The organism is Mycobacterium sp. SVM_VP21, assembly GCA_024758765.1.
Lineage (GTDB): Bacteria > Actinomycetota > Actinomycetes > Mycobacteriales > Mycobacteriaceae > Mycobacterium > Mycobacterium heraklionense_C.
This window is the reverse complement of record CP101406.1, coordinates 1,492,252-1,518,013: the sequence shown is the minus strand read 5'-3', so window position 1 is coordinate 1,518,013 and position 25,762 is coordinate 1,492,252. Positions and strand designations below refer to the sequence as shown.

At 66.6% G+C, this 25,762-nt stretch carries 21 protein-coding genes; 13 read left to right on the top strand and 8 right to left on the bottom strand.

Annotated features, from left to right (window positions below; translation table 11 throughout):
- Positions 1–15: 15 nt before the first annotated feature.
- Both NM962_07320 and NM962_07315 read right to left on the bottom strand, forming a co-directional pair.
- Positions 16–3,615 carry a hydantoinase B/oxoprolinase family protein gene (locus tag NM962_07320; protein UVO13871.1) on the bottom strand — a complete coding sequence of 1,200 codons (3,600 nt, stop codon included), beginning with the start codon at positions 3,613–3,615 and terminating at the stop codon, positions 16–18.
- A gap of 3 nt (positions 3,616–3,618) precedes the next feature.
- On the bottom strand, positions 3,619–4,506 hold the full coding sequence (locus NM962_07315; protein ID UVO13870.1) for a TetR family transcriptional regulator: 888 nt from the start codon (positions 4,504–4,506) through the stop codon (positions 3,619–3,621).
- 179 nt (positions 4,507–4,685) lie between these two features.
- Between NM962_07315 and NM962_07310 the strand changes: the two genes are divergently transcribed.
- From NM962_07310 to NM962_07275, 8 genes are all read left to right on the top strand, one after another.
- A complete protein-coding gene (locus NM962_07310) occupies positions 4,686–5,897 on the top strand; it encodes an acyl-CoA dehydrogenase family protein (protein UVO13869.1) in 1,212 nt (403 codons plus the stop codon).
- Positions 5,894–6,919 carry a phosphotransferase family protein gene (locus NM962_07305; GenBank protein ID UVO13868.1) on the top strand — a complete coding sequence of 342 codons (1,026 nt, stop codon included), beginning with the start codon at positions 5,894–5,896 and terminating at the stop codon, positions 6,917–6,919. Before NM962_07310 ends, NM962_07305 begins: the two co-directional genes overlap by 4 nt.
- Before the next feature lie 29 nt (positions 6,920–6,948).
- Positions 6,949–7,710 (top strand): 3-oxoacyl-ACP reductase FabG, encoded by a 762-nt coding sequence (locus NM962_07300; protein UVO13867.1) that lies wholly within the window; start codon positions 6,949–6,951, stop codon positions 7,708–7,710.
- Positions 7,711–7,868: 158 nt separating this feature from the next.
- Positions 7,869–8,777, top strand: a complete 909-nt coding sequence (locus tag NM962_07295; GenBank protein ID UVO13866.1) for an alpha/beta fold hydrolase — start codon at positions 7,869–7,871, stop codon at positions 8,775–8,777.
- A 38-nt stretch (positions 8,778–8,815) separates the two neighbouring features.
- A complete protein-coding gene (locus NM962_07290; protein ID UVO13865.1) occupies positions 8,816–9,901 on the top strand; it encodes a helix-turn-helix domain-containing protein in 1,086 nt (361 codons plus the stop codon).
- Between the two features lie 80 nt (positions 9,902–9,981).
- Positions 9,982–10,548: a nuclear transport factor 2 family protein gene (locus NM962_07285; GenBank protein UVO13864.1), complete on the top strand. Its 567-nt coding sequence runs from the start codon at positions 9,982–9,984 to the stop codon at positions 10,546–10,548.
- Complete coding sequence (locus tag NM962_07280) at positions 10,538–12,199, top strand: AMP-binding protein (GenBank protein ID UVO13863.1); 1,662 nt, start codon at positions 10,538–10,540, stop codon at positions 12,197–12,199. Before NM962_07285 ends, NM962_07280 begins: the two co-directional genes overlap by 11 nt.
- A gap of 5 nt (positions 12,200–12,204) precedes the next feature.
- Positions 12,205–13,338 (top strand): aromatic ring-hydroxylating dioxygenase subunit alpha, encoded by a 1,134-nt coding sequence (locus NM962_07275; GenBank protein ID UVO13862.1) that lies wholly within the window; start codon positions 12,205–12,207, stop codon positions 13,336–13,338.
- 7 nt (positions 13,339–13,345) lie between these two features.
- Here NM962_07275 and NM962_07270 read toward each other — a convergent pair whose 3' ends face one another.
- Entirely contained in the window at positions 13,346–14,581 is a 1,236-nt protein-coding gene (locus tag NM962_07270; protein ID UVO13861.1) for a DNA polymerase domain-containing protein, read from the bottom strand.
- A gap of 67 nt (positions 14,582–14,648) precedes the next feature.
- On the opposite strand from NM962_07270, the gene fadD2 reads away from it, so the two are divergent.
- Both fadD2 and NM962_07260 read left to right on the top strand, forming a co-directional pair.
- Positions 14,649–16,319: a long-chain-fatty-acid--CoA ligase FadD2 gene (fadD2, locus tag NM962_07265; protein UVO13860.1), complete on the top strand. Its 1,671-nt coding sequence runs from the start codon at positions 14,649–14,651 to the stop codon at positions 16,317–16,319.
- Between the two features lie 143 nt (positions 16,320–16,462).
- Complete coding sequence (locus NM962_07260) at positions 16,463–17,350, top strand: hypothetical protein (protein ID UVO13859.1); 888 nt, start codon at positions 16,463–16,465, stop codon at positions 17,348–17,350.
- Positions 17,351–17,453: 103 nt separating this feature from the next.
- Here NM962_07260 and NM962_07255 read toward each other — a convergent pair whose 3' ends face one another.
- The 4 genes from NM962_07255 to NM962_07240 all read right to left on the bottom strand — a co-directional run bounded on the left by NM962_07255 (position 17,454) and on the right by NM962_07240 (position 21,918).
- The gene (locus NM962_07255; GenBank protein UVO13858.1) at positions 17,454–17,960 is read right to left on the bottom strand and encodes a DinB family protein; all 507 of its coding nucleotides are present in this window, start codon (positions 17,958–17,960) and stop codon (positions 17,454–17,456) included.
- Positions 17,961–18,053: 93 nt separating this feature from the next.
- A complete protein-coding gene (locus tag NM962_07250; protein ID UVO13857.1) occupies positions 18,054–20,261 on the bottom strand; it encodes an acyl-CoA dehydrogenase in 2,208 nt (735 codons plus the stop codon).
- Positions 20,262–20,317: 56 nt separating this feature from the next.
- Positions 20,318–21,274 (bottom strand): 2-hydroxyacid dehydrogenase, encoded by a 957-nt coding sequence (locus NM962_07245; protein ID UVO13856.1) that lies wholly within the window; start codon positions 21,272–21,274, stop codon positions 20,318–20,320.
- 2 nt (positions 21,275–21,276) lie between these two features.
- On the bottom strand, positions 21,277–21,918 hold the full coding sequence (locus NM962_07240; GenBank protein ID UVO13855.1) for a TetR/AcrR family transcriptional regulator: 642 nt from the start codon (positions 21,916–21,918) through the stop codon (positions 21,277–21,279).
- A gap of 89 nt (positions 21,919–22,007) precedes the next feature.
- Here NM962_07240 and NM962_07235 point away from each other — a divergent pair, with 89 nt between their 5' ends.
- Positions 22,008–22,583: a VOC family protein gene (locus NM962_07235; GenBank protein UVO13854.1), complete on the top strand. Its 576-nt coding sequence runs from the start codon at positions 22,008–22,010 to the stop codon at positions 22,581–22,583.
- Positions 22,584–22,622: 39 nt separating this feature from the next.
- Here NM962_07235 and NM962_07230 read toward each other — a convergent pair whose 3' ends face one another.
- Positions 22,623–23,537 carry an alpha/beta hydrolase gene (locus NM962_07230; GenBank protein UVO13853.1) on the bottom strand — a complete coding sequence of 305 codons (915 nt, stop codon included), beginning with the start codon at positions 23,535–23,537 and terminating at the stop codon, positions 22,623–22,625.
- Between the two features lie 136 nt (positions 23,538–23,673).
- On the opposite strand from NM962_07230, the gene NM962_07225 reads away from it, so the two are divergent.
- Together NM962_07225 and NM962_07220 are read left to right on the top strand one after the other, a co-directional pair.
- Positions 23,674–24,543, top strand: a complete 870-nt coding sequence (locus NM962_07225) for a helix-turn-helix transcriptional regulator (GenBank protein ID UVO13852.1) — start codon at positions 23,674–23,676, stop codon at positions 24,541–24,543.
- A gap of 3 nt (positions 24,544–24,546) precedes the next feature.
- Positions 24,547–25,455 (top strand): LysR family transcriptional regulator, encoded by a 909-nt coding sequence (locus NM962_07220; GenBank protein UVO13851.1) that lies wholly within the window; start codon positions 24,547–24,549, stop codon positions 25,453–25,455.
- The last annotated feature ends 307 nt before the right edge of the window (positions 25,456–25,762 follow it).

Below are 25,762 nucleotides of genomic sequence, written 5' to 3'. Positions count from 1 at the left end.
GAGATTAACCTGCGATTAGGCGGGCTCGCCATACCCGCCGCCACCGGGAGTCTCGATTACCAGCACGTCGCCGGGCTCGAGGTCGGTGGAATCGCAGCCGGCCAACTCGGTCACCGAGCCGTCCGCGCGTTCCACCCGGTTACGCCCCAAGCCTCCGGGTTGGCCACCGGCCATGCCGTAGGGCGGAACTCGCCGGTGTCCGGTCAGCACACTGACGGTCATCGGCTCGCGGAACTCGATCTTGCGCACGCCGCCATCACCGCCGTGCCAGCGTCCGGATCCGCCGCTGTCGTGCCGGATCGCGTACTCGCGCAACAACACCGGGAAACGCATCTCCAGCACCTCCGGATCGGTGAGTCGCGAGTTGGTCATGTGGGTCTGCACCACCGACGCGCCGTCGAAACCGTCGCCTGCGCCCGACCCACAGCCGAGCGTCTCGTAGTACTGGTGGCCGGCGTTGCCGAACGTGACATTGTTCATCGTCCCGGAGCCCTCGGCCTGCACCCGCAGTGCGGCCAGCAGCGAACCGGTGATCGCCTGCGAGGTCTCGACGTTTCCCGCGACCACCGCGGCCGGGTAGGCCGGCGACAACAGGGTGCCGTCCGGGATCGTGATCCGTAGCGGGCGCAGGCACCCGTCATTGATCGGGATGTCGTCGGCTACCAGCGTGCGGAACACGTAGAGCACTGCGGCGGTGGCCACCGATGACGGAGCGTTGAAGTTCGTCGCCAACTGCGGGGATGTCCCGGTGAAGTCGATGGTGGCACCCCGCGCCGCGCGGTCGACGGTAACCCGCACCGCGATCGTCGCGCCGGAGTCCATCTCATAGCGGTACTCGCCATCGTCGAGGGTATCGATGACCCGGCGCACCGCCTCCTCGGCGTTGTCCTGGACGTGGCGCATATAGGCCTGCACGACATCCAGACCGAAATGGGAGATCATTGACCGGATCTCGTCGATGCCCTTCTGGTTGGCGGCGACCTGTGCACGCAGATCCGCGAGGTTGGTGTCGGGACTGCGCGAGGCGTAGGTCGCCGCGGTGAGAAGGTTGCGGGTTGGTGTCTCGCGAAAGTGGCCATCGTCGACCAGTAACCAGTTGTCGAACAGCACGCCCTCTTCGACCACGGACCGGCTGTCCGCGGGCATGGAACCGGGTGTGGTGCCCCCGATCTCGGCGTGGTGGCCGCGCGAGGCCACAAAGAACAACACCGGGTCGTTTGGGCCCGCGGCTTCGGCGTACACCGGAGTGACGACGGTGATGTCGGGCAGGTGGGTGCCGCCGTGATACGGGTCGTTGACCGCATAAACCTGGCCGGGCCGCATCGCGCCGGCCCGGCGGGCGATGACCTCCTTGACGGTAGCGCCCATCGATCCCAGGTGCACCGGGATATGGGGCGCGTTGGCCACCAGATTGCCGTCGGCGTCGAACAATGCGCAGGAGAAGTCCAGTCGCTCACGGATGTTCACCGACTGGGCGGTTGCCTCCAGTCGGGTTCCCATCTGCTCGGCGATGGCCATAAACAGGTTGTTGAAGATCTCCAGCAACACTGGATCGGCCGCGGTCCCGGCGGCGACCGGCGCGGTCGTGGCCAGCCGTTGCAGCACCAGTTGACCGTCGGGGGTGAGCTGGGCCTGCCAACCGTCGTCGACGACAGTGGTGGCGTTGTCCTCGGCGATGATGGCGGGCCCGACCACCACGTCGGTGATCGCGTCCCGCCGGTGCAGCGGCGCGTCATGCCAGGCACCACCGGCGTAGAGGCGCACGACTTCAACGGGTCGACGGGATGCGTCGGCATCGCTTCGCCCGAACAGCTCGGGTTGCTCGGTGAGTCCGGTCGCCTCGACCGAAACCGCCTCGGCGATCAGCGCACGCTCCATCAGGAACGAGTACATGCTGCGGTGGATCTCCTCGAATGCCGCCGTCATCGCAGCAATGCCGCCGAGCTCGACCGGGATCGAGGTGTCGGTGCCCTGGTAGCGCAGGTGCACCCGGCGTATCGCGTGGGTTTGGTGGGCCGGAATGTGCTGTGCGGCGAGCTCGCCGCGAGCCTGCTTCTCCAGGTCGTCGGCGACCTCGTCCAATCTGGCGAGGGCGGTGGAGTCCAGCTCGGTCTCGACGGCGCGCTCGCGGATCACGGTGGTATCGGCCAATCCGATTCCAAGTGCGGAGAGCACGCCCGCCATCGGTGGCACCAACACCGTACGGATGCCGAGCTCGTCGGCGACCGCGCACGCGTGCTGTCCGCCGGCACCACCGAAGGTGGTCAAGGCGTAGCGGGTGATGTCGTGTCCCCGGGCCACCGAGATCTTCTTTACCGCATTGGCCATGTTGGCTACGGCGATGCGCAGGAATCCTTCGGCGACCTGCTCGGGGCTGCGGTCATCGCCGGTGGCGGAACGGATTTCGTCGGCCAGCGCGGCGAAGGAGCGTCCGACCTTCGCTGCGTCCAGTGGTTCGTCGCCGGCCGGTCCGAATACTGCGGGGAAATGTGCCGGTTGGATGCGCCCCAGCATGACGTTGGCGTCGGTGACGGTCAACGGTCCGCCGCGCCGATAGCAGGCCGGCCCCGGATCGGCACCTGCGGACTCTGGGCCCACCCGATAACGGCTGCCGTCGAAGTGCAGGATCGAGCCGCCGCCGGCCGCGACGGTGTGGATGTGCAGCATCGGTGCGCGCAGCCGTACGCCGGCGACTTCGGTGGTGAACACCCGCTCGTACCCGAGGTTGGCGGTGTAATGCGAGACGTCGGTCGAGGTTCCGCCCATGTCGAAGCCGATCACCGAATCGAAGCCCGCCAACGCCGACATCCGAACCATGCCGACGATTCCGCCGGCCGGACCGGAAAGGATGGCGTCCTTGCCGCGGAAGTGATCTGCCGCCGCCAGCCCGCCATTGGACTGCATGAACATCAGCCGCACGCCGGTGAGCTGGTCGGCTACTTGGGCCACATAGCGGCGCAATACCGGTGACAGATAGGCGTCGACGACCGCGGTGTCACCACGTGGAATCAATTTCGGCAGTGGACTGACCTCACACGACAACGACACCTGAGCAAAGCCGATCTCGCGAGCCAGCTCACCGATAACCCTTTCATGCAAGGGATTTCGGTAACTGTGCAGGCATACCACCGCGCACGCGCGGATACCGCCGAGGTGGGCGGCCCGCAGCTGTGCGGCCAAGGCTTCCAAGTCCGGTGCCTGCAGCACGGCCCCGTCGGCGGCGACGCGTTCATCGACTTCGATGGTGCGTTCGTAGAGTTGCTCGGGCAGCACGATCTGCCGGTCGAAGATGTGTGGCCGATTCTGATAGGCGATGCGCAGCGCGTCGCCGAAACCCCGCGTGATGACCAACAGGGTCCGTTCACCGGCGCGCTCCAGCAGGGCGTTGGTGGCCACCGTCGTGCCCATCCGCACCGATTCGATCAGTCCGGCCGGAATCGGTGCGTCGACCTCGATCTGCAGCAGGGCGCGGACTCCGGCCACCGCCGCATCGCGGTACTGCTCAGGATTCTCCGAGAGGAGCTTGTGGGTGAGTAGGCGCCCATCGGGGTGGCGCGCCACGATGTCGGTGAACGTGCCGCCCCGGTCGATCCAGAACTGCCAGGTACCCGCCACGGGTCACATTCTGCCGTCGGCTGTCCATGGTGGGGAAGCCAGTCCGGGACTGTGCGGCTTGGTGAGCAGGGAGGCCGCAAAATCGGCGTAGGTACGTGCGGTCTCCTCGGGGGTGGCAGGACCGTCGGCGTTGAACCACTGCGGCAGCGACGTGCACATGGTTGTGATGGCGCGTCCTGCGATCCGGCGGTCGAGCACATCGGCGACGTCAACGTCAGACTCGCGCGCGGCGCGGTCGATCGCGGCGTCGAGGGTGTGCTGCAGTTGATTTCGTGAGTCAGCGATACGTTGCCGATTCGCCGCTGTCAGGCTGCGCATCTCGCTGGCTCCGATGAAGGCCAGTTTCTGGCGGTGCGTGTGGAACAAGGCCAGGGCTTCGACGACCAGGCGCACTTCCTGCAGGCCGGTGGTGGCGTCGGCGCGGGCCGCGGTGACCCGCCAGTGCAGTTCGGTCATGGTCAGGTCGAGTATCGCCACCAGCAGCGCCTGCTTATCGGGGTAGTGGTGGTAAATCCCGGGCACGCTCATGCCCGCGCGTGCAGAGACATCGCGCATGGTGCTGCCGTGGTAGCCGGTTTCGACGAACGCATCGATGGCCGCGGCCAAGACGCCGTCGAGGGCCAGCGGCGGAAACCGCCGCCAGTCGCGCTGCTGGGAATCGGCGGCGTCGGCGCGCGCGTGGTCCAGGTGCGTCGACGCCGCCGAGACGGTGCCCGCCAGGATCTCGGCCGGTGTGACACCCAGCGCCCCGGCGCACGCCTGGAGGCGTGACACCGAGATCCCGGTCTTGCCGTTCTCAATGGCGCTGATCGTGGCGGGGCTGACCTGCAGGCACTGCGCCAGGTCGCGGACGGTCAGACCTCTGGCCTGACGGGCGGCGCGGATCGCCATGCCGCACTCCGGCGATCCCGCCACGGCCACCTCCGGTTTGTTCAGGATTACTGAACTATATCGCAGGGAATTACGATGCCTGATGGTCGATTTTGACGGGAAATGGGCTTCTATGTCACAGTCCGTAGTGTTCGGGCCGAGTGATCGGTCGGTCATTGCGAGAGTGGTGATGGGGTGTCATGGCGATCGAGTTGAGCTACTCGGCGGAAGTGTCGGCGCTCGTCGAAAAGACGCGGGCGTTCATCGAGGACGTGGTGTTGCCGGTGGAGGACCGCTTCGGCGGGGATATCGCCGCCGCGGGCGGCGACGCCGCGGTGCAAGAACTGCAAGCCGCTGCTCGCGATGCGGGTGTGTTCGCGCCGCACGCTCCCGTCGAATACGGCGGGCTGGGTTTGAATATGTCCGACCGGGCGCCGGTCTTCGAAGCTGCCGGCTATTCACTGTTCGGTCCGGCTGCGGTGAACATCGCCGCTCCCGATGAGGGCAACGTGCACCTGCTGGCGGAGGTGGCCAGCCCCGAACAGAAGGCGCGTTACCTCGCGCCTCTGGCTGCCGGCGACGTGCGGTCCGCGTTCGCGATGACCGAGCCGGGGCCGGGCGCGGGTTCGGACCCGTCAGCGCTGACGACCAAGGCCGAACGCCGGTCGGGCGATTGGTACATCACCGGCCGCAAGTGGTACATCACCGGCGCCGACGGCGCGGGATTCTTCATCGTCATGGCCCGCACCTCCGGGGAGCCCGGCCAGCGCGGCGGCGCCACCATGTTCCTGGTCCCCGCCGACACCGCGGGGCTGACCGTCGGCCGACACATCCCGACCCTGGACCGGTCCATGGTGGGCGGCCACTGTGAGGTGTTCTTCGACGACGTTCGGGTTTCCGAGGAAGCGGTGCTCGGCGAGGTGGACCGCGGCTTCGAATACGCCCAGGTGCGTCTCGGGCCTGCACGCATGACGCATGTCATGCGATGGCTCGGCGCCGCGCGTCGCGGCCACGACACCGCACTGTCGCATGTCGTTGAGCGTCAGGCATTCGGATCGGCGCTCGGCGATCTGGGCATGATCCAGAACATGGTGGCCGACAACGAAATCGACATCGCCGCCACCCGAGCGCTGCTGGTGCGCGCATGCTGGGAACTCGATCAGGGCTCGGGCGCCGGCGACGCGACGTCGATCGCCAAGACGTTCGCCGCCGAGGCGATTTTCCGGATCGTCGACCGAAGCGTGCAGATGTGCGGTGCGCTGGGCGTCACCGAGGACCTGCCCCCGGCGCGGCTTTCCCGCGAGGTCCGTCCGTTCCGGGTTTACGACGGCCCCTCCGAGGTACACCGCTGGGCCATCGCCAAGCGGCGGCTCGGGGCTGCCCGGCGCGCTCGCAAGGACGCCGCGCAGTGACGGTCGAAGCCCTGGATCCGGTTGCCCTACGGCGATACCTCATCGCCAACGACGTTCCGGTTCAGGGAGAACTCACCGTAGAACTGATCGCCGGAGGCCGGTCTAACCTCACCTTCAAGGTCAGCGACGAATCGTCGGCCTGGGTCGTGCGCCGGCCTCCGCTCGGCGGCCTGACCCCGTCGGCTCACGATGTGGGCCGTGAATTCGCCGTCACCGACAAGCTCTACGGCACCGGTGTTCCGATCGCACGGCCCGTGGCGTTCGACGCCGACGGCACCGTGTGCGGTGCGCCGTTGACCGTGACGGAGTTCGTGACCGGTCGGGTCTACCGTCACAAGGACGATCTGGACACCCTGTCCGATGCGGAACTGGCGGCCAACGCCTCGGCGCTGGTGCAGATTCTGGTGAATCTGCACGCGGTCGACTACCACGACGTCGGGCTCGAATCCTTCGGCAGGCCAGACGGTTTCCTGGAGCGGCAGGTGCGCCTGTGGGCCCGCCAGTGGGAACTGGTGAAAACGCCCGGCAACGATGATGCGCTGTCCGACGATGTCACGAAGCTGGTCGCGGCACTGGCCGACGCGATCCCGCAGACATCGCAACCCTCGGTGGTGCACGGCGACTTCCGCATCGACAACACCATCTGCGATCCCGAGCAGGCCGACGTCATTCGGGCAGTTGTGGACTGGGAGCTTTCCACCCTCGGCGACCCACTCACCGATATTGCGCTGATGTGCGCCTACCGGTCGCCGGCATTCGACCTGGTATTCGGCCACCCCGCCGCGTGGACCAGTGCACGTCTGCCGTCGGCCGATGCCCTCGCCGAGGAGTACGCGCGGCTCTCCGACCGGGACCTGGGCGACTGGGACTTCTATGAGGCGCTGGCGAACTTCAAAATCGGGGTGATCGCCGAAGGGATCACTCACCGCGCCCAGCATGGCGCGAAAGACGTGCAGAATGCCGGTGAGGCGGCACAGGCTGCGCCGGAGTTCATCGCTGCGGCGCGAAATGCGTTGAAATAACCGGAGAAAAATCGAGAAAGGTGAGTCGGGTGAGCGTACTGGACAAGTTTCGGATGGACGGCAAGGTCGCGGTGGTGACCGGGGCGTCCTCGGGCCTCGGCGTGTATTTCGCCCGGGCCTTCGCCGAGGCCGGCGCGGACGTCGTGCTGGCAGCGCGGCGGGTGGAGAAGCTTGCAGAGGCGGCCGAACTCGTCACCGCTGCCGGACGCGCAGCTCTGCCGGTGGCGACCGATGTCACCGACCCGGAGGCGGCGACCAGGATGGTCGAAGCCGCCATTGAGCGATTCGGCCGGGTCGATGTGTTGATCAACAATGCGGGCATCGGCACGGCGCATCCCGCCACCCGGGAGACTCCCGAGCAGTTCCGGGAGGTCATCGACATCAACCTCAACGGGGCCTACTGGGCGGCGCAGGCCTGCGGACGGGTGATGCAGCCGGGTTCGTCCATCGTCAACATCTCCAGCGTCTTGGGCCTGACCACGGCCGGGTTGCCGCAGGCGGCCTACGCAGCCAGCAAGGCCGGCCTGATTGGTCTGACGCGGGACCTGGCTCAGCAGTGGGGGAGCCGAAAAGGCATTCGGGTCAACGCGATCGCGCCCGGCTTCTTCGCCTCCGAGATGACCGATCAGTACCGCCCCGGCTACCTCGACAGCGTCGCGCACCGGATCGTGCTGGGTCGAATGGGAGACCCGGAAGATCTCGCAGCCTCGGTGCTGTGGCTTGCCTCGGATGCCGGTGGCTACGTCACGGGACAGACCATCGCGGTAGACGGCGGCTTCACGATCAACTAGCCGGTCTCATTGTTGAAGTCCCGGACAACCAGGTCGAAGGTCACCTGGCGCGGTTACTGATGCGCCGGTCGGCCGAAGCGCGCCGCCCCTGGCAGGTTCTAAGGTGATCGGTGGCCAACGAGGCGCAGTGCCGTTGGTGCCCGAGAGGAACTGCATTTGTGACCGATGTCGATGCCGTGCACGCAACGCAAGGGTCCGGGCTGGAGCCCGACGTCTCGCGCTCGGTCCGCAGGGCCTTCAGCGTTCTGGAGTGGTTGGCGCCACGACTGGGCGCGCGCTGGGCGATCGAGTTGTGGTGTACGCCGCCGGAGGCGAAGTCGACGCGCATGCCACCCGGTACGGGCGTGGGCGAGGCCGTGGAAGCATCATGGTCAGGCCATCGCATCGTGGGCGAAGCATGGGGCGAGGGACCAACGGTGTACCTCGTGCACGGCTGGGGCGGATGTCGAGCGCACCTGGGCGTCTTCGTCAAACCGCTCGTTGCGGCCGGGCATCGGGTCGTCGCCTTCGACCTGCCCAGCCACCATGAATCCGGGCCGGGCGAACTGGCACCGGGACGCACCACGATTGCCGAGTGCGGGCGAGCGGTGCAGGCCATGGTGGACGCCCACGGACCCGCGCGGGCGATAATTGCGCACTCGCTCGGCGCCAAGGCCACTGCGCTCGCATTGTTGTGGGGAACATCTGCCGAACGGTTGGTCTTCTTGGCGCCGATGGGTGGCTTCGCTCACTACCTCGACTGGTTCGCGCGGCGGCACGGCTTCGGTCCGCGCATCCGCGACGCGTTGCACCGCCGGCTTGACCGCCGGCTGGGATTCCCACTGCTGCACGCAGACCTATCGCATCTGGCGTCGTGCCTGGAAGATCCGCCTCCGCTGCTGATCGTGCACGACCCGGACGATCCAGACAGTCCCTTTGCTACCAGCGAGGAGCTGGCATCCCGGTGGCCGGGGGCGAGCGTGACCGCTACGAACGGCCTTGGGCGCCTGGCGCACTACCGCATCATGCGCAATCCCCAGGCGGTGCGCGCCGCAGTCGCGTTCATCGGCTCGGCGCCCTCGTCGTAAGCCGATCTCCGGCACGCCGATGCAGGTAGCCTGCGCTGGTGAGCGTCGCCCCGATTCGGCTATCGGAGCTGGGCACTGACCCGGCGGCCGTCTTGCAGCTGGTCGCCCACTTCGATGCGCTCCTGGAGTCGTCGGCCGATGCCGAAGCGGTGATCTTGTCCGCTGAAGCCGTTGCCGAATGCCGGGTGGATGTGCGGTGGGCTTCGGCGACCGAACCGGAGGTCTTCCTGGAACGCGCCGGTCGTGCAGCCCTTCCGCTCGACGAGGTCCTGATCGACCGAGTACGCCACGCGCTGCGAATGGCGGCATCGCGGGCCGGCGCGACCGTCCGGTTGGGCGATCCAGCGCTGTTAGAACTGGTGTTGTCCGACAATGAATTACCCGCGGAGCGGGCCCGTGCGATCCGGCTGTTGGGTCTCGATGAGACCCGCGAGGTCCGGGTGCTGGCGGTGTCGGCCGGATCGCCTGCCGAGGCGTTGCGTGTGGTCGTGCGCGAACTCGGCGACCAGCCGGTCCGCTCGGTCACGATCGGCGCCGACACGGCGCTGCTGTGTTATAGCTCCGAAGACGCCCGGTCCTTGTCGGACCGGCTCGATGCGGCCATCATCGCGGCCTTTCCGCCACCGCTGCCGGCGCAGGTGGGGCGCGGGCCGTGGGTCGGGATCGGCGCCAAGACCACCGTGTTCGGGGCCGCGGCCTCCTGGCAGCAGGCGCAGCGGGGACTGCGATTCGCGTCGTCCACCCACTACGGGCGCCGGGCGGTCGCCTACGAACGGCTGAGTGTCTTGGAGCTGCTGGCCGACCTGCCGCTGGAGCAGGTGCTGCGGCACCACGACGTGGCGCGGATCAACGCGATCGCGGCAAAACCGGCGGGTGCGCACGACGTCGACACCACCGAGGCGTTCTGCGTGCTCGGATCGCTGCGCCGCACGGCCGCTCAGTTGCACCTGCACCACAGCACGGTGGCGGCGCGCATCGCCCACGTCGAGTCGGCAATGGGCTGGGATCTGGCCGACCCGATCGATCGATTCACGGCCACCCTGGTGCTCTTTGTGCGCCGTATCGCGCTCTCATCGGCCGAGCTCACCGCCACCGAACCGACAATCGTCGGTCAAGATCCATGATTCAGCAGACGTATGGCGGATGACCGGCATCGGCGATTGCAGTGATGATGATCACCACCTGAAAAGAAGGAGCGAGAATCGTGGCCGTGATCGACCCCAGCCGGACCTGGGCCCCCTTGGAGAAGCGGTTGGCCGAAACCACCAACGAGCGGCATCGGGCCGCGCTTGAAGTAGTGATCGAGCACATGAAGGGCGAGGCTTCGCCCGACCTCGACCAGGTGATGGGGACGCTGAGCGCTGAGCCGGACTACCACTTCTGGATGGGCGGTCAGGATGTCGGTCCGAAGACCACCGAGGGCGTGCACACCTACTACTCGAATTTCATGGCGACCCGCACCAACGTGTTGGAGTTCGCCATCGACCGGCTGGTGGTCGACGACGACTGCGTGGTCACCGAGGGCGACATGAAGCAGCTTTACCCGGGCGCCCTGGCGACCGCCATTCTCGGGGTGGAAGTCGAAGATCCCGACGCCGACTATTTGGTGGTGTACCGACAGGCGCTGCTGTGGCCGCTCGATGCCGGCGGCAAGATCGTCGGTGAGGACTCCTACTTTGCCGGCGTGCGCAGCGTCACCCCGGTGGCCCGTGAAGACCTCCCGCAGCAGTACGTCGATCTCGTTCACGCGCCCGCGGCGAATGCCCACTGATATCGCGGGGATGCTGCTCGACCGCATCGGCGACCGGCATCTGGGGTTGCGCACCCGGCAACGGGATTGGACCTGGGACGAGGTGGTGCGCGAGTCCGCCGCGCGCGCCGCGATGGCTGCGGAGTTGCGCCGGGATGGGCCGTTTCACATCGGCGTGCTGTTGGACAACGTGCCAGATTTCGTGTTCTGGCTTGGTGCCGGCGCGCTGGCGGGCGGGGTCATCGTCGGCATCAATCCCACCCGCGGCGATGCCGAAATGGCCGCGGAGATCCGCCACGCAGATTGTCAGCTGATCGTCACCGACACCATCGGGATGGGTCGACTGTGCGGCCTGAACCACGGGCTGGACCCCGAGCGCTTCCTGGTGATCGACGAGCCCGGCTATGCCGGACTGGTCGACGAACACCGGGTGGAGCCGGCCGCCGCCGCGGGCGTGGGGCCGGAATCGTTGTTGCTGCTGCTGTTCACCTCTGGCACCACCGGTGCCTCCAAGGCGGTCAAGTGCAGCCAGGGTCGGCTGGTCCGGATCGCCGATATGGCCACCGCCAAATTCGGCCACGTGCGCTCCGACGTCGACTACTGCTGCATGCCGCTGTTTCACGGCAACGCGATCATGGCGCTGTGGGCGCCCGCGCTGGCCAACGGAGCCACGATCTGTCTGACACCCAAGTTCTCGGCGTCGCAGTTCCTGCCCGACGTGCGCTATTTCGGTGCCACGTTCTTCACCTACGTGGGCAAGGCGCTGGGCTACCTGCTGGCCACCGCCGAACAGCCCGACGATGCCGATAACGCCCTGGTCCGCGGCTTCGGAACCGAGGCGTCGCCGCAGGACCAGGCGGAGTTTCTCCGCCGGTTCGGCGCTGTGCTGCACGAGGGGTACGGCTCCAGCGAGGGCGGCAATGCCGCGATACCGGATCCGGCGGCGCCGCCCGGCGCGCTGGGCCGTCCGGCGCACGCGGGCATCGCCATCGTCGACCCGCAGACCCGTGCCGAGTGCGCCACCGCGGTCCTCGACGAGCACGGCAGGGTATCGAACGCCGACGAGGCGGTCGGCGAGATCGTCGACAGGACCGGGGCCCGAGACTTCGAGGGCTACTACAAGAACGACACGGCAGACTCTGAAAAGATCCGCGACGGCTGGTACTGGACCGGCGACCTCGGGTACCGCGACGCGGCCGGCTTCCTGTATTTCGCCGGCCGCCGCGGCGACTGGATCCGGGTCGATGGGGAGAACACCTCCGCGCTGACCATCGAACAAGTACTGCGCCGGCACCCGCTGATCATCAGCGCCGGTGTCTACGCGGTGCCCGACCCTCGCTCCGGCGATCAGGTGATGGGTGCCGTCGAGGTCGCCGACCCCGACAGCTTCGATGCGGCAGGCTTCGCCGGATATCTGGCCGCCCAGCCCGACTTGGGACGCAAGGGCTTCCCACGCTTTCTGCGGATCTCGGCTGGCCTGCCGGTCACCGGTTCGAACAAGGTGCTCAAACGCGAACTGCAGGCCCAACGCTGGCACACCGACGAACCGGTATATCGCTGGGCCGGGCGGGGTACCCCCGAATACACCCGCATGACCGACGATGAGAAGCGTGCACTGGACGCCGAATTCACTTCCCACGGCCGGCAAAGCTACCTGCGAGGCGAAGGGTAGGGACCATGAACGACTGCGCGATCCGCGAGTTGGACCACGGCACGCCGAAGAACCGGTATGCCCGGGGATGGCACTGCTTGGGTCTGGCTGAGACCTTCCGGGACGGTAAACCCCACGGCATCAACGCCTTTGGGTCCCGCCTGGTGGTGTTCGCCGACTCCAGCGGCGACGTGCACGTGCTGGATGCCTACTGCCGGCACATGGGCGCCGACCTGTCCCGGGGCACCATCAAAGGCGACACCCTGGCGTGTCCCTTCCACGACTGGCGTTGGCAGGGCTCAACCGGCAGGTGTGCGCAGGTGCCCTACGCCAAGCGGCCGCCGCGGATAGCGCGAACCCAACGCTGGCCCACCTGCGAGGTCAACGGCCAACTGCTGATGTGGCACGACCCGGAGGGTTCGACGCCGCCGCCGGAGCTGACCCCGCCGCAGATCGAAGGAATGGATGCCGGCCGGTGGTCGCCGTGGCAGTGGGACTCGGTTCTGATCGAAGGCGCCAACTGCCGAGAGATCATCGACAACGTTGTCGACATGGCGCACTTCTTCTACATCCACCACTCGTATCCGACCTACTTCAAGAACGTCATCGAGGGTTCTAACGCCAGCCAGTACATGGAGAGCAAGGTCCGGCCGGACTCCCCGGGTGCCGACAAACTGTGGGAGGGCACCTACCTGCGCTCCGAGGCGACCTATTTTGGGCCGGCTTACATGATCAACTGGCTGCACAACGATCTCGCGCCGGATTTCACCGCCGAGATTGCCTTGATCAACTGTCACTACCCGGTCACGCAGGACTCCTTCATGCTGCAGTGGGGCGTCGCCGTCCAGCAGATGCCGAATCTGCCTGTGGAGAAGGCCACCAAATTCGCCGCCGCGATGAGCCGCTCATTCGGTGCGGGATTCCTGGAGGACGTCGAGATCTGGAAGCACAAGGCGCCTGTCGAGAACCCACTGCTCACCGAAGAGGACGGTCCGGTGTACCAACTGCGCCGGTGGTACGAGCAGTTCTACGTCGACGCCGCGGCGGTCACCCCCGACATGACCGACCGGTTCGAGGTGGAGATCGACACCACCCATGCATTCGGTCACTGGGAGAAGGAAGTCGCCGCGAACCTGGCCGCCGGCATCACCGTGCCCTGATCGCAGATCAGCCCTTGGCGCCCTTCCGACTCCACGGACTGTAGTCCGCGATCAACTTTTCCTGGGGTGGGCGCTGAGCGTCGGTGACGTGCTGCAGGTTGATGCGGACCCGGTACCAGATCGAACTCGGACCACGCATGCCATCGAGCAGAACATCCTCCGGGGCAAGCTGTTTCGCCGCTGCGGCATGCCGTTCCCGCCAGACGTCCAGAGCAGCCATCGCCTCGCCGCGTGTCTTGGTGCGGGCGATCTCGATCAACGGCAGCGGTGACGTCCGCCGGCCGTCGACGCTCCTGCGGGCGCCGCGCGGCGCCTTCTCCGCAGGGCCCTGCGCGTCGGCCAATTCCAACAGTGACTCCAGCCCGCCGACCGTGTCGTTCATGCCCGCCCACGGGTCGCCCATCTGGGCGAAGCGATCCGGCACCGTATCCACGGTGAACGACGCCGGGTCGGCGTCGGCGACCTCATCCCAATACAGCGGCGTCGACACCCGGGCATCGTCGGTGGCCCGCACCGAGTACGCCGAGGCGACCGTGCGGTCCTTGGCGTTCTGGTTGAAGTCCACGAAGACGCCGTGCCGCTCCTCTTTCCACCACCGGCTGGTGGCCAACTGCGGTGCGCGCCGCTCGATCTCGCGGGCCACCGCCTGTGCCGCCAGCCGCACCTGCGAGAACTCCCATTGTGGAGCGATCCGCGCGTAGATGTGCATGCCTCGCGAGCCGGACGTCTTCGGCCACGCCGTCAGCCCGTGGTCGGCCAGTACCTCACGAGCCAGCAGCGTCACCTCGACGATCTCCGACCAGCCGACTCCCGGCATCGGATCGAGGTCGACCCGCAGCTCGTCGGGATGGTTGAGGTCGCCGGCGAGCACCGGGTGCGGGTTGAGATCCACACAGCCCAGATTGATCACCCAGGCCAGTCCGGCCGCGTCGTCGACGACGACCTCTTGCGCCGACCGGCCCGACGCATAGTGCAGCTCAGCGACCGACACCCAATCCGGCCGGTTGGCCGGTGCCCGCTTCTGGAAGATGGCCTCAGCGTCGATACCGTCGACGAAGCGTTTGAGGATCATCGGCCGCCCGGCCACCCCGCGCAGCGCACCGTCGGCCACCGACAGGTAGTAGTGGATCAGCTCGATCTTGGTGCGCGGGGTGGAGCCTCGTCCACCGGGGAACACCAACTTATCCGGGTGGGTGACCACCACCCGGTGTCCCGCAACCTCCAGCGACATCCCGCCGGCCATGACGTCATGTTAATGAGAGGCCGCAATCCGCCGCCCGACGGCGATCTGCGTCACATAAGGTTGTCCCATGGCTAAGCTCACTGACCTGCCCAGCCAGGCTGCAAACAAGCTCGGTCGCTATCTCGAACGCGGTGGCGCCGAGTTGCATTATCTGCGCAAGATCCTGCAGTCCGGCGCGTTGAAGCTGGAGTCCCCACGGGTGATCGCCAGTGCACTCGCCGACGGAGCGCGCTGGGGCGAGCTGGGGATGATTCCCGCGCTCAATGCCCGTCGTAACCCGAACGGCGTCGCCGTGATCGACGACGATGGCAGCATCACATTCAAGGAACTGGACGATGCCGTCAACGCGGTGGCCAACGGCCTGCTCGCGATGGGGGTGCGTGGCGGTGACGGCGTGGCGATCCTGGCACGCAACCATCGCTGGTTCCTGATCGCCAACTACGGCTGCGCCCGGGTCGGCGCTCGGCTGATCCTGCTGAACAGTGAATTCTCCGGCCCGCAGATCAAGGACGTCTCCGAACGCGAAGGCGCCAAGCTGATCATCTACGACGACGAGTACACCACCGCCGTAGCGCAGGCTGAGCCGACGCTGGGCAAGTTGCGGGCACTGGGGGTCAACCCGGATACCGAAGAACCGTCGGGTAGCACCGACGAGACGCTGGCGCAGCTGATCGCACGCAGCAGCAAGGCGCCCGCACCCAAGATCACCAAGCACGCCTCGATCATCATCCTGACGTCCGGAACCACCGGCACCCCCAAGGGCGCCAACCGCAGCACGCCGCCCACGCTCGCGCCGATCGGCGGCATCCTGTCGCACGTGCCGTTCCGCGCCGGTGAAGTGACGTCCTTGCCGTCGCCGATGTTCCACGCGCTGGGCTATCTGCACGGCACCTTGGCCATGTTCTTCGGCTCGACCCTGGTGCTGCGGCGCCGCTTCAAGCCGGCCACCGTGCTGGAGGACCTGGAAAAGCACAAAGTGACCGGCATGGTCGTCGTCCCGGTCATGTTGTCCCGGATCCTCGACCAGCTGGAGAAAACGAGTCCCAAACCGGACCTGTCGAACCTGCGGATCGTGTTCGTCTCCGGGTCGCAGCTCGGCGCCGAACTGGCGAGTAGGGCGATGAAGGATCTGGGACCGGTCATCTACAACATGTACGGGTCCACCGAGGTCGCGTTTGCCACCATCGCCGGCCCCGCCGACCTGCAGCACAACCCGGCGACGGTGGGCCCGGTGGTCAAGGGCGTCAAGGTCAAGATCCTCGACGACAACGGCAACGAACTGCCGCAGGGCGAGGTGGGGCGGATCTTCGTCGGCAACTTCTTCCCGTTCGAGGGCTACACCGGTGGCGGCGGCAAGCAGATCATCGACGGCCTGCTGTCGTCGGGCGATGTCGGCTACTTCGACGAGCGCGGGCTGCTCTACGTCAGCGGCCGCGACGACGAGATGATCGTCTCCGGTGGAGAGAACGTCTTCCCTGCCGAAGTCGAGGACCTGATCAGCGGGCACCCCGACGTGATCGAGGCGACCGCACTGGGCGTCGAGGACAAGGAGTGGGGTGCACGGCTGCGGGCCTTCGTGGTTAAGAAGGAGGGCTCCAGCGTCGACGAGGACACCATCAAGGTCTACGTCAAGGAGCACCTGGCCCGCTATAAGGTGCCCCGCGAGGTGGTCTTCCTCGAGGAGCTGCCGCGTAACCCCACCGGCAAGATCCTCAAACGCGAACTCCGCGACCTGTAGGTCCGAGTTCCTGGCGCGAGTTCCTGGCGCGAGCAGACAGAGAATCGCACGCGGGAGTCCCCGCCAGTGCGATTCTCTGTCTGCTCAGCAGCTGTCCACAGGGGTGACTGGCCGCAGAAGCGGTACTTACACACACTGCGGGGATGTTGGACGACGCGCGCAGGCTGCTTCGGAACGCCGGTGGATTGGCCACCACCGCACAACTGTTGACGGTGATGACTCGTCAGCAACTCGACGTGCAGGTGCGCAAGGGCGGACTGGTGCGGGTCTGGTACGGCGTTTACGCCGAGACGGAGCCCGACCTGCCGGGGCGGCTGCGGGCGCTAGACCTGTTCATGGGTCAGCGTGCCGTTGCCTGTATGGGAACCGCGGCTGCGCTTTACGATTTTGACACCGAGAACACCACCGCGATTCATGTCCTGGATCCGGGGGTGCGCATGCGCCCGACCTTAGGTCTGATGGTGCATCAGCGTCGAGGGGCTCAATTGAGTGTGGTGGCAGGGCGTTTAGCCACGGCTCCGGCGTGGACCGCGGTCGAGGTCGCGCGTGAACTGCGTCGACCCCGTGTGCTCGCAACACTTGACGGCGCCTTGCGCTCGGGCTGGTGCACCGTGAGCGAGCTTGAGCAGGCGGTAATTGAGCAGCGGGGGCGCCGGGGAATCGTCGCGGTGCGTGACCTGCTGCAATATGTCGACGGGCGGTCGGGATCGGAAATGGAAAGCGAAGCGCGGCTGGTGATGATCGACTACGACGTCCCAACTCCTGAGTTGCAGTACCCGATCTATGGCCGTAACGGTGAGGTCTGGCGGGCTGATTTCGCCTGGCCGGAGGTGAGGGTGGCCGCAGAGTACGAGAGTATCGACTGGCATGCCGGAGGCCCGGCCATGCTGCGTGACCGCATCCGGCTCGGCGGTATCCAGGACGTCGGCTGGACCTTGATTCCGATCGTTGTGGACGATGTCCGCCGCCACCCCGGGGAACTGGCCGACCGCATCAAGCGGCAGCTGGTCCGGTCTCGGCTGGCGAGTTGACTTCGCCGTTGCCGAGCAGACACAGAATCGCATCCGCAGGCTCGCCTGCGTGCGATTCTGTGTCTGCTCGCGGTAGGGAAGTGCCCCGCTCGCATGGGGGATTTCAGTCGAAACCCGTTGCGCCGTCAAGTTGTTCGCGCAAGATATCGATCTGGCCGCAGTGCCGGGCGGTCTCTTCGATCATGTGGATGTAGATCCAGCGCAGTGAGACATTGCCTAGGTGGCGATGTGGGACGGTGTGATCGAGCGGATAGGTCGCGGCGATCTCTCGGGACTGCTCGCACTGCTGCTGGTAGTCGGCGATCAATGTCGGCAGGTGCTCGTCGTCGGAGAGGGTGAACTCCCACTCGCGATCGTGCGGGCGGCGGTTGTCGTCGAGCCGTTCCTGCAGGAGTTGGTCGAACCAGCCGTACTCCGCCCAGCGGAGGTGTTTGACCAGCCCGCCTACCGTCGTGGCGGAGGGTACGAGGTGCCGGCGGACGTCGCCGTCCGAAAGCCCGGAGATCTTGCGCACCACGATCTCTCGATAGTCGTCGAGAAAGGCTTCGAGCGTCTGTCGCTCGTCTGCGGCAGCCGCCAGTCGACGAGTAGGCATGGGGGCCTCGGCCATAGCGGTGACGCTAGCACTGCCGAGCAGACACAGAATCGCATCCGCAGGCTTGCCTGCGTGCGATTCTGTGTCTGCTCGCGGCAGTGGCAACCCCTACGGGTCGCGGGGGAGGCCCAGCAGACGCTCGGCGATGATGTTGAGCTGGACCTCCGAGGTGCCGCCGTAGATGGTGGTGGCGCGGCTCATCAATAGGTACTCCGCCCACTTGCCGGGCAGCTGCTCACGGTCGCCGATTGCGGCGTCTCCGGCGAAGGTTCCCACTCCGAACTCGGCGTAGCCCTGGCCAGTACGCATCGACAGCAGCTTGGACACCGCCGCCGCGGGCATCGGGTCCTTGCCCGCCAAGGTCAGCAGCGTCGAGCGCAGGTTGAGCAGCTTGGCGGCGTGCCCCTCGGCGATTAACTGACCGGCCCGGCGCTGTTCGCCCTGGTCGAATTCACCGTCGCGGATGAACTCGACGAAGCCGTCCAAGCTGGCGAGGAATGGCATCTCGGAACCGCCGATCGACACCCGCTCGGCCGTCAGCGTGTTGCGGCTGACCTCCCAGCCGCGGTTGACCTCGCCGAGCACCAACTCGTCCGGAATGAACACGTCGTCGATGAACACGGTGTTGAACATCGCTCCGCCGGTGAGTTCACGCAGCGGACTGACTGTTACACCCTCGGCCTTCATGTCCAGCAGGAAGTAGGTGATGCCATCGTGTTTGGGAGCGCTCGAGTCGGTCCTCGCCAGCAGCGCTCCCCACGAGGAGAACTGTGCGGCCGACGTCCAGATCTTCTGGCCGCTGATCCGCCAGCCGCCGTCGACTTTGGTCGCCTTGGTGGTCAGGCTGGCTAGGTCTGAACCGGCGCCCGGCTCGGAAAAAAGTTGGCACCAGATCATTTCGCCGCGGAACGTGGCGGGCAGGAAACGCTGCTTCTGCTCCTCCGTTCCGAACGCCACGATCGACGGGATCAGCCACGCGGCGATACCCATCGCCTGACGACGCACTCGACCGGTGGAGAACTCCTGCTCGATGATGATCTGCTCGATCGGCTCGGCGGCCCGCCCCCATGGCTTCGGCAGGTAAGGCAACACCCAGCCGCCCTCGGCGATCGCGATCGTGCGCTCGTCGTGCGGCATCGCCTTGAGTGCTGCGACCTCGGCCCGGATCTCGGTGCGCAGCTTCTCGGTGTCCGGGTCCAGGTCGATGTCGATCTTGCGCATCCCACCGGCAGTGGCGGTGTCGACGACCTGCTGGGGGTATGCGGCGCGGGAGCCGAAGGAGGCGGCCAGTATCAGCGCCCGTCGGTAGTAGACACCGGCGTCGTGCTCCCAGGTGAAGCCGATTCCGCCGTGCACCTGGATGCAGTCCTGGGTGCAGTGTTGCGCGGCGCTCGGCGCCAGGGTGGCGGCCACCGCCGTGGCGAACTCCACCGTCGAACCTGCAGCGTCCCAAGCGTTTGCCCCATCCTCAGAGGCCTCATCGATAGCGCGGGCGGCGTCCCACACCGCGGCGGTGGCGCGCTCGGTGTCGGCGATCATCTCCGCGCACTTGTGCTTGATCGCTTGGAACTGGCCGATCGGTCGGCCGAACTGCTCGCGGATCTTGGCGTAGTCCGCGGCGGTGTCGGTGGCCCACCGGGCCACCCCGACCGCCTCGGCGGCCAGCAGCGTCGAGATCAGTGCGTGCGCGCGGGCCGCGCTGAGGTTGCGCAGCACCGCAGTGTCGTCGACCTCGACGCCGTCGGCGCGCACGTGGGCGATCGGGCGCAGCGGGTCCACGCTTGTCACCGGCTCGATCTCGAGCTGGTCGGCGGGCAGCACCACCCACACCTCGGTGTCGTCGACCGCGATGGGCAGCACCAGCAACGACGCCTGGGCGGCGGCCGCGACCGCACGGGCCTCGCCGCGGATCACCAGCCCCGACTCCGTGGCGGTGCCGGTCAGTCCCGGATTGATCGTGTAGCTGGCGATCACCTCTCCGCTGGCCAGCCCGCTCAGCTCGGCGGCGGCCGGGTTGTTCGCGGCGATCAGGGCGCTGGCGATTGCGGACGGCACGAACGGCCCGGGCACCGCGCCGTAGCCGAACTCGGCGAGCACCACTGCCAGTTCCAGGATTCCGAAACCCTGTCCGCCGACATCCTCGGCCAGATGCACCCCCGCCAGGCCTTGCTCGGCGGCGGCCCGCCAATACGGCGGCGGGTTCTGGATCGGGGTGTCCATCGCGACGTGCAGCATCTCGGCCGGCACGGCCCGTGTCACGAAGGACCGCACGGAATCGGTCAGGTCCTGATGTTCAGAAGTGATCGCTATCGGCATTGAGGCGCCTTTCGGTGGGTACGTATAGTGAATCTAACAACCAGTCGGTTGGTTGACTACGGTCGGTTGACGACGTGGGTCAGGGGCCGCCCGTCGCGCAGCCGGCGGCAGTTGTCGACAGCGGCAGCCAGATAGCGCCGCATGGTGTCCGCGGTGTACCAGCTGACATGCGGGGTCAGCACCACGTTCTCCAGGCCGAGCAGCGGGTTGTCCGCGGTCACCGGCTCGACGGCGAACACGTCGAGGCCCGCGCCGGCCAGCCGCCCGTCGCGCAGCGCGTCGGCCAGCGCGGCTTCGTCGACGATGGGTCCGCGCGCGGTGTTGACCAACACCGCCTCGGGTTTCATGCGTGCCAGGGCGGCCGCGTCGATCAGATGATGGGTGGCGTCGGGCCCCGTTTTCAATGGAACGTGCAGCGAGACGATGTCCGAGGCGGCAAGCAGTTCCGGCAGGGGCCGCCAACCGGGCGTGCCGTCGTCGCGGGTGCTGGTGTGCAGCACCTGCGCGCCCATGGCGGCCACGATCCCGGCCACCCGCTGGGCGACACTGCCGTAGCCGACCAGGCCGACCGTGCAGCCGCCGATGTCCCGGCAGTGTTCACCCAACTCGGGATCGGTCGGCCAACCGCGGAGCTCACGGGTCGCGCGATCCAGCGGCAGCAGCCGGCGCAGCACGGCCAGCATCAGCAACACGGTGCCCTCGGCCACGGAGGCGGCATTGGCACCGGGCATATTGGCCACCGCGATGCCGCGCTGTGTTGCGACGTCGACGTCGATGGTGTTGATACCGACGCCGAACTTGTGCACCAGCCGCAGTCGTGGCCCGGCTCGCAGGTCGTCGCCCGAGAGCGGCCGCAGCACGTGCCATAGCACTTCGGCGTCGGCCAGTTCACGGTGGAACGTGTCGTCGTCGTCGGCGGCGCACCACCGGATGTCCAGCCAATCAGACTCGGGTGCAACGAATTCGGAGACCTTCGGGCCGGGAATGAAGTGCGCCAGGACTCTCAACGCCATGCTCAGGAATTCTCCTCGGTATAGATGGCCCGGTAGAACACATTGGCCAGCGTGCGAATACACGCTGCGTCGTCGGGACCGCCGTCGTCCCGGGGCGTGGCGAGCTGGACATAACAGAACTGGTTGAGCATCGAGACGATCGCCACCGCGAGCAGTTCCGGGTCGTCATTGGTGCAGTAGCCCTCGGCTTGGGCGCGCTTGACCGTTTCGGTGATGTGGCCGACGGGAACCGCGCAGATCTCCGCCCAGTACCGGGCGAAGTCGTCGTTGACCATCGCCAGCTGGGAGACGCCGACCATCTCTGCCAGCCGGTTGCGGTAAGTGTGCCAATGCGCGGCGGTGGCCTGCTCGATCCGTTCGCGGTTGGTCAGCCCGTGCCGCACCACGCTGGAGGCTCGCTCGGCGGCCTCGTCGCGGAATCGCAGCGCCCATTCGGCGACCATCGCTTCTTTGGAGTCGTAGTAGTTGTAGAACGATGCCGCCGATCGGCCGGCCTCGGCCGCGATATCGGCGATGGTGGCAGCCAGAACTCCCTTGCGGGCGATCACCGCGCGCGCGGCCGCGTCGATCGCGGCTTGGGTGCGTCGGCCCCGGTGGGTGGGCAACGGGTCGCGATGACCGGACTGCTCGGGGCTGGTCGACACCGGAACACACTCCTGTCTTGGTAGGGCTGGATCAAATCTGAATCTGATGTTAGATTCAGTTTCAGATCTTGACCAGAGGAGCCGCCACCATGATCAAGCCGCACGGTGTCAACACCGAATTCGAAATCAGCGGGATCAACCACGTAGCGATGGTGTGCTCCGACATGGAACGCACCGTCGACTTCTACAGCAACATCCTGGGGATGCCGCTGATCAAGTCGCTCAACCTGCCCGGGGGTCTCGGTCAGCACTTCTTCTTTGATGCCGGCAACGGGGACTGCGTGGCCTTCTTCTGGTTCCGTGACGCTCCGGACCGGGTGCCCGGGATCTCCTCGCCGGCCGCCATACCCGGAATCGGCGAGATCACCAGTGCGGTGAGCACGCTCAACCACCTGGCCTTCCATGTGCCGGCGGACAAGTTCGACGCCTACCGCCAGCGGCTGAAAGAGAAAGGTGTCCGGGTCGGGCCGGTGCTCAACCACGACGAGTCCGAGTGGCAGGCGAGCCCGACGTTGCATCCGGGTGTGTATGTCCGCTCGTTCTACTTCCAGGACCCCGACGGAATCACGCTGGAATTCGCCTGCTGGACCAAGGAATTCACCGGCGACGAAGAGCACGTCACGCCCAAGACCGCAGCCGACCGGCGGGTCCCGGCCAGTACCTAGACCCGCCGCGGGGCGATATCGGCGAATATGTGCCGCTGACTACCTGCGGTGATTGGCAAACCAGTCAATGGCCACCTCGGGGTGTTCGCCGAAGTAGTTGTAGCCGTCGAAGCGCCGGGTGGTGCCCTCGATCCAGTGCAGCTTCTTGTCCTCCGCGGGGATCGCGTCGTAGATCGCCTGCACGTCCTCGGGGCGGGTCATGACGTCGTGATGAACCTGGACGACCAGGGTGGGAATGTGAATCGACTTGGCGTACTCGATCGGTGACTGCTCGGCGAGATGGAAACCGGTCCGCTCGAACACCGTTCGGTCGAAACGTGTGTAGCCGTCGGGAATGTCGTTGCCCTGCACGAAATTCTCCACGATCGGGTCGGCCGAAACCGGCTGCAACAGGATCAGTGACTTGATGTGCTCGAACTCCTCCGGGTGCTTGGCAATCGCAACGCAGGTCGAGTCGCCACCCAGACAGACGCTGAGCAGGAACGTCTCCATCGACGCTGTGTCCGGGCGGGACTTGGCGTAGCGCACCGAACCGATCACGTCCTGGTATTCCACCAGCCCGATTCCGGTGCCGCGCTCGCGTGATCCGCTCATCCCGTGGTTGCTCATGTCGTAACACAAGATGTTGTAGCCGGCGTCGTGCAGCGCTTTGTACTCCGGCAAGAAGTTCACTTCGAACCCGCCCAGCCCGCCGAACTGCGGGAGGTGTCCCGGGTAACCAGAGCGGTTTCCCGGCAGGAAGTGGTTGTGGATGATCAGCCGGTTCGAATCGGCGGGGATGAACCAGCCTTCCAGCCGAACACCGTCCGCCGACGGGAACGACACGTCCTCGTACTTCAGGTCGAGCTCGCCCGGGTGATGCAGGAGGGGTGCGCGTAACCCACCCGTTCGACCGCTGGTCCACATGTCGATAAAACCGTCGAACGCGGCCTGGGCCTCGTCTTGCTCGGGCATCTTCGCTGACCTCCTCGATCGGGAAACGATTGCTGAGCTCGACGCTAGGAGCCTGCGCACCGACCCGACAGGTGCTGGTTATAGGGGTACTGCCAGTTCCTGCCTGACACCTGCGCCGATTGCCTACCGTGGCGGTATGGACATCGGCCAGGACATCAAAGGATTCCTGATGACTCGGCGCGCACGGATAACCCCTGAACAAGTCGGGTTGCCGCCCGGGCGACGGCGTCGAGTCCCCGGGTTGCGGCGCGAGGAGGTGGCCCAGCTGGCCGAGGTCAGCATCGAGTACTACACCCAGATCGAACGGGGCCACGTGGCCGGTGTCTCCGATGAGGTCCTGGACGCCGTCGCCCGAGCCTTGCAGCTGACCGATGCGGAGACGGCGCATTTGTTCGACCTGGCCCGAGCCGGTGCGGTCAAACCCGGGTGGCGGCGGACGGCGCGCCGAACCGGCGTGGTCTTGCCCGACGGGGTGCAGCAATTGCTGGACAGCATGGTCGGCGCCCCGGCCGTGGTGCTCAACGGGCATCTCGACGTGGTCGCCGCCAACGCGCTCGGACGCGCCCTGTACGCGCCGGCGTTTGGCCGTACCGGCACAACGCCGAACCTCGCTCGGTCTGTCTTCCTCGATCCGTCGGCCGACGCGACCTTCCCGGACTGGTCCGCCGCCGCTGACGACGTGGTGGCCCTGCTGCGGGCCGAAGCCGCCCGCGCACCGGACTCGCCGGCCGTAGTCGCGTTGATCGGGGAGCTGGCCACTCGCAGCGAACCGTTCCGCACCCGCTGGGCCGCCCACAATGTCAAGGCTCACCACCACGGCGCCAAACGATTCCGACATCCCGCGGTCGGAGAATTGACGTTGACGTACAACGCTTTCGAGTTGCCGGGCGCCGCCGGGTTGTCCCTGATCGGGTACACCGCCGCACCGCAGTCACCCGCCGAGCAGGCGCTGAAACTATTGGCCAGCTGGGTTGCGACCGAACACCAGGGGATCGTGGTCGAATAGACCATGCTGTTTCGTCAGCTTGAGTACTTCGTTGCGCTGGCCCGGGAGAGGCATTTCGCGCGCGCCGCGGCCGCCTGCTACGTCTCCCAACCCGCATTGTCGGAGGCCATCCGAAAACTCGAACACGAGCTGAAGGTTCCGTTGGTCCGGCGAGGACAGAAGTTCGAGGGCCTCACCCCCGAGGGTGAGCGCCTGGTGCTGTGGGCGCGGCGCATCCTGGCTGACCGCGACGCGCTCAAGCAGGAGGTGACCGCGCTGCAGACCGGTCTCACCGGGGAGCTGCGCATCGGGGTCATTCCGGCCGCCGCGAGCACCGTCGCACTGCTGTCGGACCCGTTTTCCGCGGCGCACCCCTTGGTTCGGGTGCAGTTGGAGACCAGCCTGCGTACCGCAGAAATCGCCGAACGGGTGCGCCGGTTCGAGCTGGACGCCGGCATCATCTACCCCGATCGCGACGACACCGCGGATCTGGTGGTCACCCCGCTGTATCAAGAACAGCAGGTACTGGTCGCCGGTAGCGAACTTCTCACCGGCCAGACGAACACCATCAGTTGGCCAGATGTAGTCGAGCTACCAATATGTCTGCTCGCCGAAGGGATGCGCGGTCGCCGATTGATCGACGATGCGTTGGCGGGCCAGGATCTGAAACTCGTTCCGCGACTGGAGACCGATTCTTTCGTGGCGCTGCTCGCCCATGTGACCACCGGCCGGTGGGCCACCATCGTTCCGCAGACCTGGGTGGGGGCCGTGACACTGCCGGGGACGGCAACGCTGCGCCTGATTGATCCGGAACTGAAGGCTCAGGTGGCACTTGTCACCAGCGCCGCCGAGCCCGGATCGGTGATGGCCCGCGCACTGTTGGAAGTTGCGCAGCACGTCGATTTCGGCGCCGCAACCACGTCTGATCGGTAGCGCCTATCGCGCGGTCGGAATCACGTCTTGGACACTTCGCCGGTCGTCCCCTGAGACTGAAAACCAGTCCAGTACCGACGAATACGCCAGGAATGATGATGACGATCCATGACGCCCTGCTCGGCGAGCACCAGAGGCTGGTGCCGCTGATCGGCGATGCCGTCGTCTCGAGTCTGCCGGTGTTTCGCGCGGTGCCGCGAGAGGAGCTCGAGTCAGGAATCCAGCTCCAAGTGCAGTGGGTGTTGAGCGCCGCCGGAAACGGCCGCACCGACTTCACCGACAACGACCGTGCTGCTTTCGCCGCGGC

Excerpts from the sequence above, each read along its gene's own strand:
- NM962_07315 (UVO13870.1), bottom strand. The coding sequence starts at position 4,506 with ATGGCGATCCGCGCCGCCCGTCAGGCCAGAGGTCTGACCGTCCGCGAC.
- NM962_07310 (UVO13869.1), top strand. The coding sequence starts at position 4,686 with ATGGCGATCGAGTTGAGCTACTCGGCGGAAGTGTCGGCGCTCGTCGAA.
- NM962_07280 (UVO13863.1), top strand. The coding sequence starts at position 10,538 with ATGCCCACTGATATCGCGGGGATGCTGCTCGACCGCATCGGCGACCGG.
- NM962_07275 (UVO13862.1), top strand. The coding sequence starts at position 12,205 with ATGAACGACTGCGCGATCCGCGAGTTGGACCACGGCACGCCGAAGAAC.
- NM962_07270 (UVO13861.1), bottom strand. The coding sequence starts at position 14,581 with ATGGCCGGCGGGATGTCGCTGGAGGTTGCGGGACACCGGGTGGTGGTC.
- fadD2 (UVO13860.1), top strand. The coding sequence starts at position 14,649 with ATGGCTAAGCTCACTGACCTGCCCAGCCAGGCTGCAAACAAGCTCGGT.
- NM962_07260 (UVO13859.1), top strand. The coding sequence starts at position 16,463 with ATGTTGGACGACGCGCGCAGGCTGCTTCGGAACGCCGGTGGATTGGCC.
- NM962_07255 (UVO13858.1), bottom strand. The coding sequence starts at position 17,960 with ATGGCCGAGGCCCCCATGCCTACTCGTCGACTGGCGGCTGCCGCAGAC.
- NM962_07250 (UVO13857.1), bottom strand. The coding sequence starts at position 20,261 with ATGCCGATAGCGATCACTTCTGAACATCAGGACCTGACCGATTCCGTG.
- NM962_07245 (UVO13856.1), bottom strand. The coding sequence starts at position 21,274 with ATGGCGTTGAGAGTCCTGGCGCACTTCATTCCCGGCCCGAAGGTCTCC.
- NM962_07235 (UVO13854.1), top strand. The coding sequence starts at position 22,008 with ATGATCAAGCCGCACGGTGTCAACACCGAATTCGAAATCAGCGGGATC.
- NM962_07230 (UVO13853.1), bottom strand. The coding sequence starts at position 23,537 with ATGCCCGAGCAAGACGAGGCCCAGGCCGCGTTCGACGGTTTTATCGAC.
- NM962_07225 (UVO13852.1), top strand. The coding sequence starts at position 23,674 with ATGGACATCGGCCAGGACATCAAAGGATTCCTGATGACTCGGCGCGCA.
- NM962_07220 (UVO13851.1), top strand. The coding sequence starts at position 24,547 with ATGCTGTTTCGTCAGCTTGAGTACTTCGTTGCGCTGGCCCGGGAGAGG.